Raw genomic sequence first — 9939 nt, 5'->3', positions numbered from 1 at the left:
CATCGCGGATGAGCGGCGCAATCTTCACCAACCCTCGATCGACAAGGCGAGACAGATTTTCCAAATCATCGCGATCAAAATGGCTGTTCTGTTTCAACTGAATCTCGCGTCCCTGACCGAGGTTAAAGGTATAGGTCACTTTGCCACGTCCAGCGATGAATATCACTCTGCCACGCTGCCGCACCGCATTGATGAATTGGTCTTCCATTCCCGGCACACCAGCAAAATCTATCACTGCGTCGAAGCTCCCATCAGCGACCCCTTTTTCCCAGCCATCCCCCGAAACATCCAGAACGGTTTCCGCTGCACCGATCTCCCTTGCAAGCTCCAGACGATTGGGGTTGATATCGCAAAGCGTAGCACGGGCACCCATAACAGCTGCGATCTGTGCAGCAACCTGACCGATGATGCCAGCCCCCACAATCAACACCCGTTCTCCCATCTCCAACTCGGTATTGCGGCAGGTACGCATGGCAACACTAGTCATCCCGAAAAGCGCAGCCTCCGTGCGATCGGTCGAGTCGGGTAACTTGATGAGTAGGTCATCCTCTGCCATCACGATGTACTCCGAATGAGCGGCACTCATATACAGCACATCCCCGACCTGCAGCTCCTTAACATCAGGACCTACCTCAATCACCCGCCCCACGTTTTGGTAACCCCCTCCACTGGTGGGCAGCTGTTCGTCCTTGGGCGCGTAGTTTCCGCCAATCAGTTGATTTCGTTCTGTGCCGTTTGTTATGCCAGAATAGATTGTCTCCGTCTTGACTTCATTGCCGGTTGGCGCCCCCGGTTCGGGACCATCATGGATGAGCACTTTCTGCCGTCTCTTATCAGGTAAGCCTTGGATGCTAAATGTGCGCATTAACTTTCTCTCCTAAGTCCTTCCCGCCAGCCACTGAATTCCCTGTGAGATCACCATGCGGAAATTTGGGTCAGAGAAGACCTGATCGTCGTGCCCCGACTGACAACAGAACACACGCGCGTTTTTGTACTGTCTAGCCCATGCTAGCGTTTTCATGCTATCGGGGTGATCGGTGGTCAATAGCAGTTCACTGTCCTCGCCCGGATCTGCCATGATATAAATCTCATCCACCATCTCCCACGGGTTCAATCCCTGTGTAGTTGGGTGCTGCGAATCCACGATGTCAACATGTACCGTTTCGTCAATCTGGACACCGAAACGCCGATCTTGAATGCCGCACAGATCCGACCACAGCTGCCACTCTGGGAACGCGAGGATGGCGTGGTGCAGCACCAAGATACCCGTCCCATCTTCGCCTAACCCTTCTATGGCTTCCCTGACTCTCCCCTCATCAGGCGTCACCCGATGAAAATTATAGAACACAAGCGCATCGTACTGATCTCGGACTTCGCCAGCATCCGCCGCAAAATTCTCCAGATCTTGCAGGTAAAAATCTATTTCGGGAATACTCCTGAACAACCCATGAAACCCCGGCACATCAAAGGCATGTTGCCCAGTGATCACCGCTGTCTTAATCTTACTCATAATCCCTCCAATTAAGAATAAAATAATCCGAATTGCTATCTAAAGCACCAAAGGTGCGTCGAGTGCATAAAATGCCTAAAGCGTGATAGTTTTTCTTACGCATTACGTATTATTTTTTAGTCCAACAGGTGGGCACTACGCTATCCTACACCGGCAACCGTGCCCCAACGTAAATAAGATCATGCCGATTGTAGTCAAAGGCAAAATGAACATACTCCTCCGCCTCATCTACAAAACCATCTGGATACTGAAGTTGTCCTGGAAAATCAATCAGAGTTCGCTTGTGTGACCATGTTTCCATGTCATCGTCGGAAGCCCACAACGCCAACGGGTTTCGGACGCCGGGCTTCGAATTCGGATTATGGATCAGGACGATTCGCCCACCGCTGAGACGGTGCAGCCGAAACTTTGTGCCGGGGTTCGGGATATCGGTCAGGACCGGTGCCGACCACGTGCGTCCCCAATCTGTAGATTCGCTGCGTTTCAAAGAGCCGGTGCGATCAGCACGAATGAGCATCACCAACCGACCATTGCGCAATTCGACGAGGTTGTTCTCCGCCCAACCAGCAGTCGGACCAGTTTCAGCGGACTTCTCCCATGTCTGCCCCTTATCGCCACTAATCAGCACACCGTTAACCGCACTCTTGAACGATCCATCCGCTAGCGGGGAAACAATGGGATCAGCCACCGTGTCGTAGCTTTGAAACGGCAGAAACCACTCACCCCAACTGCTGATATATAGGTTGCGTATGAAAGCTCTCCTTGGCAGCAGCGTGGAAGGAACTGGCTCGTCCCACGTTTCGCCACTATCCCCGCTGGTTAGGACAAAGACTTGCCAATCCTCGAATCGACCAAGATGACTCTCACCGAGGATGCGAATCTTTTCGCCGTGGACAATGACCTCAGAGAGAAGACACGCACGATCATCAAAACGGAGAACAGTTTCTGGGGCGCTCCAAGTCTCTCCCTGATCCGTCGATCGACACATCGCTATATGATTCTCTATCTCCGGCTCGTGTGTCCCGCCTGTCATGAAAATGATGCCCCAGTCGCCATTGGGAAGTTGACGCAACACCTGATCACAAACGCAGTGATTTGGCGGTGAACCTTTGTACACATGTGCACGATGATCCATGAAGTTTATCTCCCACAACTCAAAAACTAAATCACAAAAACATATGTCTGCCCATATAGTTCATCAGGACGGTACGACGTTGGGTATCGCTCTTCCACGGATAAGCGCCGTGTGTTTGTGCTCCCGCCATGAACATAAGCACATCCCCCGCTTTCATCGACACATGCTGGACTAACCCCATAGGCTCATCGCAGGATTGAACCCCCGGTGGCATAGGATATCTCGCCTTATGGCTACCCGGAAGGCAAACAAACCCGCCGTCCGCCTCCGTTACATCGCGCAGCTGCCACGCCACATTCACCGAGTCACAGTAAGTTCGCCCATTCTGGAAGAAGTAGCTATTTCCCGGCCTCGCAGGATCGCTGCCACTGTGCAGCGCGTGCCCAGCAGTTCCCTTCGCCGAGCATATTGCTGTGGCGTTACCACACCGGAACCCACTCCCTTCCATCCAGTTTAATCGATGTATCACCGCTGGATGCGCAATCATCTCTCGGAAAGGATCGCAATACGGCTTCGGTAGTTCAAACAGTCCTCCGAGATCAGGTCTGCCTGTCCCCGCAAGCGTCTTTGAGCCTTTGTCAGGGGCACCACCCACCACAATCTGATCTGCAAATTTGTCGATTGCTTCATTCGCTGCTTCAAGCCATGCCGCATCCATCACATTCCGAATCACAAGGTGCCCGCACAGATCCCAGAAGTAAAGCTCCTGTTCGTCAACTACCGATTCCGGATCGCGGGTATAGATTGACGGATGATACACTTCAGGCGACTCCCCAATCCAACAGGTCTTCCCGTCCGATTTCACCGCAGGTGGAGGGTAGGCACGATGGAAATTCTGTCCCTGCATCACCGCCCGTTGCACCGACGTCAACTCCGCCAGCCACTCAGGAGGCGATTCCTTCTCACCTGTAGGATCAGCATTAATTGATCTGCGCGCGGTTTTAGCGATATATCCGTATGCAAGTAGTCGCTGCGGACCTTGCCCCTTCCACGGTCTTACCCCGTGCAGCGTAGTCTCGGCACAGAGCAGCAGGTCTCCCGCTTTAAGGGACGGTTGGAGGGTCAGTCCCATATCGTCCGCACCAGTCAGTACATCCTCCGGTGTCTCGACATAGTTCTTATGGCTGGCTGGAATCAGCACGAACCCACCATCACCTTCGTTCACGTCTCCCAACGCCCAAACCGCAAGTACTCCCTGACAGAACCGGGCATCGTTCTGTTGATAATAACCACGAGCCATGTCCCGCGGCTCGTTACCGCCGATTAGCGGACTGCCCACGTCCTCCCCCGCCTCTCCGAGGAGACGTGGCTCCCGGTCAAGCTGGCACTCTTCCCCACAGATCTGGTTGAGATACCATTCCAACACGGGATGGTCACCCAGTTTTGCCAAAGACTCCGGTAGTGGGTTAGTTCCTTCCTGATCGAGATCCCGGTTACACGCCTCAATATCTTCTCGCGTCAGGACATCTCGAACAATCAGATAGCCAGCAACATCGAAGCAGTAGTTCTCTTCATTGCTCATCTGCTCTCGGTCCATCATGTTCCCCTCGGCACTTTGCCTTTTATCTTTTTACGTTTCACATATCAGCCAAAATTTCAACCAAACGCTTAGCAATCGCTTTTTCCTCGCCCGGCAGCAGCGTCATCGGATTGAACACCACGCTGTCCCCACCGCCACCGTTCACGATGGAAGGAGATCCCTCCCTCAACTCACTGTTCACCTCTACCGCTGTTTTCCCCAACGAAGCATCGAGCGTGATCTGTACCGATGGATGCTGCTTGGCATCAACCACCTCTGCCTGAACCCCATCAATTGATTCAGCGGCTTCGGCGATATGTTCCATCTGTGTACGCCACTCGGCATACTCCTCTTTCTCATCCTTCGCGAGGAAGATCTCAACGGCTGTGAGTAGCCCCATGACCTCCTCTTTGCCCACCTTCATGCCACGCCCAATCGCGCTGTGAGGGTTAGAGTTAAGCCGTGCAGCTTCCACAAACTCCTGTTTCCCAATGACCAATCCCGAATTTTGGGGCCCGCGCATCCCTTTTCCGCCGCTGAAATTCACCAACGACGCACCCAACCCAGCGATCTCTGTCAAGTTCGACCGGGGCGGCAGTTGTGCTGCAGCATCGACCACCACAGGCACACCGCGCGCCGTGGCTTCAGGAATAATTTTTGCAAGCTGCTCCTTCGGCTGAGCACCAAAGAAGAAGACAATCGCCGCGGTATTGGGACCAATCGCATCTATCATATCCGCTGCGGTAACCGCTTCGCGTGTGCCGACCTTGACTAACGTTCCACCGACCGCCTCAATTCCCTGATGGATGTAGAAATGCGAATCAACAAGGCTGATAATAAACTCGTTTTTTGCACCGCTTGTGTCAGGTAGCTTGTGAACACGATCCATATCTGTACCTGTCAAACACGCGGCAGCCGAGACCTGCACACCACTCGCAGCCCCACAAGAAACGAATGCAGCTTCGACCCCAATCATCTCTGCCAATTTGTCCCCGACCCGCTCATGGAGTTCATTGAGGTGGATGAACGAAGTTGCTGCCTCACGCATGGATTCGACCACTTCCGTCGGCATGATACTACCACCCAACGTCGTGATGGTCCCACTTGCGTTAATAAAAGGTTTGATGCCTATATCGTGATATGTTAGCATTGAATCCCTCCTAATAAATTTGTTGACTACAAATAAAAATTACGCACTTGAGTTTGTAGTAGCGCAATTCATTGCGCGTCCAGACGGGCGACACATCACCCAACTACAAATACAAATCCAACCAATTTTTCGCATGGTTGTTGAAATCGGCACACGATGAATGCCCCAAATCGGGGTAGATCATCAACGCTTTATGGCTTACGATCCGTTCAAACACAGGAACAATCGTGTGGTACGGGCAAACGTCGTCTCTCATTCCGATATTGACCAGCATAGGACGGGTAATCATCTCCACCAGATTGAGCGGATCAAAATAGGCAAGCGTTTCAAGAATGGCCTCTTTCTGGTCAGGGTGCTGGCTTAGATATTTGCCCAACTCCACATACGGGTTCGTTTTCACATCAATCGCAAGCGGATAGTTACACAAAAACGGCTCTTCGGCAACCCCAGCTTTAATTCGTCCATCTAAAGAACTCGTTGCAAGCGTCAATCCGCCGCCTTGACTCCGACTCCACATCCCAATCCGGTCCGCATCAACTTCGGGACGACTCGTCAGAAAATCGATACCCCGCACACAATCCATATACGCCCCACGATAGAAATACCTGTCCCGATCGGTAATATGATACGTGAGATACGTCCCCGATTCAATCTGCCACTCCGCCTTGCTCTCGCCCTGACTCCGTGGAAACAACGTGAGGACAGCGTATCCCTGAAGCACAATCTGCGTTGGGATCTGCTTGCTCCCGCTATAGCCGGGGACAGCCAGAATCGCCGAGCATTTGCCCCGCGGATTATCCTTCGGCACCGAGTACCAACCCCGGAGTTTGATTCCGCCAAAACTGGTCAACGTCACGTTATAGGTGTCGAACTCTCTGCCACTCAACTCAGGCGCGGGTGAGAGTTCAGGCTCCATCGGCACCTCATCGAGTGCTGCGCGTGTTCCTTCCCAAAACTCCCGAATGTCATCTGGTGAATACATACCCCGAATCCCTCCGTTGAAGGTGAAGCGTAAATTGAGAATAGACAATCTATTCCTACCCCTATTCCCTAATTTTTCATCAAAAAAGATGGAGCAGATCATTCGTAGGGAACACAGATCTGCGTTCTACTTATTCCTTTCGCCCTAGCGAATGGTTGCTTCTTACGCACTACGTTTTATGTATTATGCTTCAGATAACAATTTAGGTCAATTTATCAAAATCATATAACAATCTCTGTTGATTTCATTGTGGTATCCATGTTATAATTATGGTTGACTAGTTATCTGCCCATAATTTTTCCGAATTGATTGCTGATTTCCGCTACTCATTCCAAATGAAAAGGTCATCAATTTCAAAGGAGGGAGCGCGTTTTTAATGGCTTACTACATAACAGAAGAATGTGTCGGTTGCATGGCATGTCTGACAAATTGTCCCGTTGATGCCATCACCGGCGACCGCAAAATGCTTCATATTATCGACCCAGATATCTGCATCGACTGTAGTGCGTGCGGTATGGTCTGTCCGGTTGAAGCCATCCATGATCAGAATGGAGATGTCGCTAAATTTATTAAACGTCCCAAAGATCGCCCCATCGCCGTCATCTACGAGGAACTCTGCTCTGGCTGTGATTTCTGTGTCCACATCTGTCCGTGGGATTGCCTAGAGCTAAAAGATCCAGCGACCGGCGAACATGCCGAGAGTTTCTTCGGTATCTGCGAACTTGTGAAACCACGGGATTGTGTCGGATGCAAACTCTGTGAAGAGGTCTGTATCAAAGATGCAATTCGGGTTGAATCTCCAATCTTAGTTGAATGGCAAGAAGCAGCGGATTAATTATGATTAGAAGCATGACGGGTTACAGCCGGCATAAAGCAGAAACACCCTTTGGCCAGTTGATTATTGAGATCAAATCGTGGAACGCTCGATACTGTAAAGTAACAGTCCGCACCCCAGAGTTTCTCTCCAGATTCGATCATCAAATTCACAGCGCCATACGGAACCGGGTTTCGAGAGGGCAAGTCCAAGCCACAGTCGAGTGGACTGAGGACGCTTCAGTTTCAAACCAACTCCCCATTCTCGATTCTAAGCTGGCAGAGCAATACCATCAAGCACTTGTAAAATTACAAAATAAGCTGCAATTCGGGGATGAGATTTCACTTTCCTTGCTAGTGCAACTCCCCGGCGTCCTAACTGCGCAGAAAACCGATCTGGACGAAGAAGCCGTGTGGAAGGTGTTACAGTCTCACCTAGACACCGCTCTGGATGGATTGGAGACAACCAAGCAGGCAGAGGGAGCTGCTATGCTTGAAGAAATCAAAGGACTCCTCCACTCTATCCAACTCCTGACTCGGAAGATAAAAGCAGCTAGCGCAGATCTCGTGGAATCCACGCATACGAGACTCGAAGCGCGTTTGAACGAGCTCCTTGAGGGGCGCGTTAAAATTGACCCACACCGCCTCACGATGGAGGCAGGCATCATCGCCTCTCGTTCAGACATCACAGAGGAACTGGTACGACTCGATAGCCACTGCTCTCAGTTTGATGAATATCTGCAAGCAACCCAGCCCATCGGCAGACAACTCGATTTTCTACTGCAAGAGATGAATCGAGAGGTCAATACCATCTCTGCCAAAGCGTCTCGATCCTCCATCTCCTACGCCACCGTTGCCCTGAAAACAGAGATCGAAAAAATTCGAGAATTGGTTCAGAATGTGGAATAATCGACCCTCCCAGAAGGGATTATTCATTGTTATATCGGGCCCCTCTGGAACCGGCAAAACGAGTGTTATCAGAGAACTTTGTGAAGGCGATACAACGTTAGCGTTTTCGATCTCTGCGACAACCCGCCCTCCCCGCTCCGACGAAACTGATGGGGTTGACTACCACTTCTTAGATGAAACCAAATTTGAAGCTCTGATTCAGTGTGGTGGCTTTCTGGAATGGGTGAAATATGGCGGACACTACTACGGCACCTTAAAATCCACAATAGAATCAACGATCGAAAAAGGTCAGGATCTGGTTCTAGAAATCGATGTGCACGGTGCAATGAAGGTAAAAGACCTCGGCATCCGGTATACCAGTATATTTCTCCTCCCTCCCTCCCTCCAAAGTCTAGAGAAACGGCTTCGCAACCGCAAGACAGAATCCGATTCGGAACTTGAACAACGTTTGCTCACAGCGAAATCAGAGTTCGATTATGTTAAAGACTACAACTACTGTATCGTGAATCCCGACCATAATGTCAAAGAAGCTGTGACTCAAATTCGCAACATCATCTCCGCAGAACGCTGTCGAATCGACGACCAGCTTCTCGCCGCAATCTCTCAAGAGTTTTCCACTCCCCAATAGCAGAATGCACGGCTTAAGACGCAAACGTGCTATACCCTGCACAGTAGACTCCGGTACCAACGAGAAGGAAAATCAATATGAACGGAGATGACAGCACAAAAACCCCGAATACACCAAAAGTCGAAATCTCAGTCCGCAACTTCGGACCGATCGCAGAAGCAGATCTCGATTTGCGTCCATTGACGGTGTTCGTCGGACCGAGCAACACCGGCAAGACCTACCTTTCCGTCCTGATCTACGCGCTGCATCGCATCTTTGGAGAACCCTCAGGTTTTCCATTATCGCACACCTTACGGCTCTTAGGATATGGCCTGGATTACGACCCTCCAGTAGACAAAAAAGACCTTCTAGCGCAATTTAACAAGGCAAACTGGGACCAACCTTTCAGATTTTCGGATCTGCCCCATGGAGTGCGCAAACGGGCACAGACCAACCTTAATACCCCGTACTTTTTCGGGCCAGATCTAAAGACTGAACTCCTGCGCTGTTTTGACCTCGATTCACTTGTGGAACTAATACGGTCAATCAACGACCAAAACGATAAAATAACCATTTCACTGAAAGTCGGTGAGACAAACCAGAATCTCTGGTCATTGAGAATTGAAGCATCCGAATCAGAAATTATCCTAGATGATGGAAAGATTAACGAAAATACTATCATTTTTCCGGCGGATCAGTTGTCTTCGGCCTCGCTGGTCGACTCTGATGATACAATTGCACTCTTGTCTGAACATCGCAGATACGCAGAAAAACCATATTATCTACCAGCCGCTAGAAGCGGCATCATGCAGAGCCATCGAGTGATCGCAAGTTCGCTTGTAGCACGTTCTACCCGCACTGGCTTGGAAACATCAGAGATTCCGACACTTTCGGGAGTGGTAGCAGATTTCATGGAAAAGCTTATACTCTACGAAGAACGTACCAGATTAAGGGAACGCGTAAAACCAAATAATGGAATGAATTACATCGCCAAAGCATTGGAGGATAATGTTCTCAATGGACAGATAGTCATGAAGCCCTCATCAACCGGGTATCCAGAATTTCTCTACCGCCCACAAGGAACAGAACAGGATATGCGTCTGACCCGTTCTTCATCAATGGTGTCTGAACTTGCTCCCCTTGTGCTGTTCATTCGTGGTCTTATCCGCCCCGGCGACACGCTCTTCATTGAGGAGCCCGAAGCCCATCTACACCCCGCCGCCCAGACTGAAATAGCAGCGACCATCGCTCGCTTAGTCCGTGCTGGCGTTCGAGTGCTTGTAACCACCCATAGCGACTTCATGCTCCAAGAGA

The 9939-nt window shown here is 50.7% G+C and carries 10 protein-coding genes; 4 read left to right on the top strand and 6 right to left on the bottom strand.

Annotated elements, in window-relative coordinates:
* The 6 genes from J4G02_19650 to J4G02_19625 form a co-directional block, all read right to left on the bottom strand.
* On the bottom strand, positions 1-865 hold an 865-nt coding region (locus J4G02_19650), incomplete at its 3' end, for a zinc-binding alcohol dehydrogenase (GenBank protein MCE2396748.1).
* Positions 866-877: 12 nt separating this feature from the next.
* The gene (locus J4G02_19645) at positions 878-1510 is read right to left on the bottom strand and encodes a ThuA domain-containing protein (protein ID MCE2396747.1); all 633 of its coding nucleotides are present in this window, start codon (positions 1508-1510) and stop codon (positions 878-880) included.
* A 145-nt stretch (positions 1511-1655) separates the two neighbouring features.
* Entirely contained in the window at positions 1656-2645 is a 990-nt protein-coding gene (locus J4G02_19640) for an exo-alpha-sialidase (GenBank protein ID MCE2396746.1), read from the bottom strand.
* 31 nt (positions 2646-2676) lie between these two features.
* Positions 2677-4182, bottom strand: a complete 1506-nt coding sequence (locus J4G02_19635) for a phytanoyl-CoA dioxygenase family protein (protein MCE2396745.1) — start codon at positions 4180-4182, stop codon at positions 2677-2679.
* A gap of 40 nt (positions 4183-4222) precedes the next feature.
* On the bottom strand, positions 4223-5314 hold the full coding sequence (locus J4G02_19630) for a hypothetical protein (protein ID MCE2396744.1): 1092 nt from the start codon (positions 5312-5314) through the stop codon (positions 4223-4225).
* Positions 5315-5417: 103 nt separating this feature from the next.
* Positions 5418-6296 (bottom strand): acetylxylan esterase, encoded by an 879-nt coding sequence (locus tag J4G02_19625; GenBank protein ID MCE2396743.1) that lies wholly within the window; start codon positions 6294-6296, stop codon positions 5418-5420.
* Between the two features lie 376 nt (positions 6297-6672).
* Here J4G02_19625 and J4G02_19620 point away from each other — a divergent pair, with 376 nt between their 5' ends.
* The 4 genes from J4G02_19620 to J4G02_19605 all read left to right on the top strand — a co-directional run.
* Positions 6673-7131, top strand: a complete 459-nt coding sequence (locus J4G02_19620) for a 4Fe-4S binding protein (GenBank protein ID MCE2396742.1) — start codon at positions 6673-6675, stop codon at positions 7129-7131.
* A gap of 2 nt (positions 7132-7133) precedes the next feature.
* Positions 7134-8018, top strand: a complete 885-nt coding sequence (locus J4G02_19615) for a YicC family protein (protein MCE2396741.1) — start codon at positions 7134-7136, stop codon at positions 8016-8018.
* Positions 8008-8646 (top strand): guanylate kinase, encoded by a 639-nt coding sequence (gene gmk / locus J4G02_19610; GenBank protein ID MCE2396740.1) that lies wholly within the window; start codon positions 8008-8010, stop codon positions 8644-8646. The genes J4G02_19615 and gmk overlap by 11 nt, the downstream gene beginning before the upstream one ends.
* 77 nt (positions 8647-8723) lie before the next feature.
* A partial coding sequence (locus J4G02_19605; protein MCE2396739.1) for an AAA family ATPase occupies positions 8724-9939 on the top strand: 1216 nt, incomplete at its 3' end.

This window comes from Candidatus Poribacteria bacterium, from assembly GCA_021295755.1.
Lineage (GTDB): Bacteria > Poribacteria > WGA-4E > WGA-4E > PCPOR2b > PCPOR2b.
Note: the sequence above shows the minus strand (reverse complement) of the source record. Positions and strands in the feature narration are given on the sequence as shown.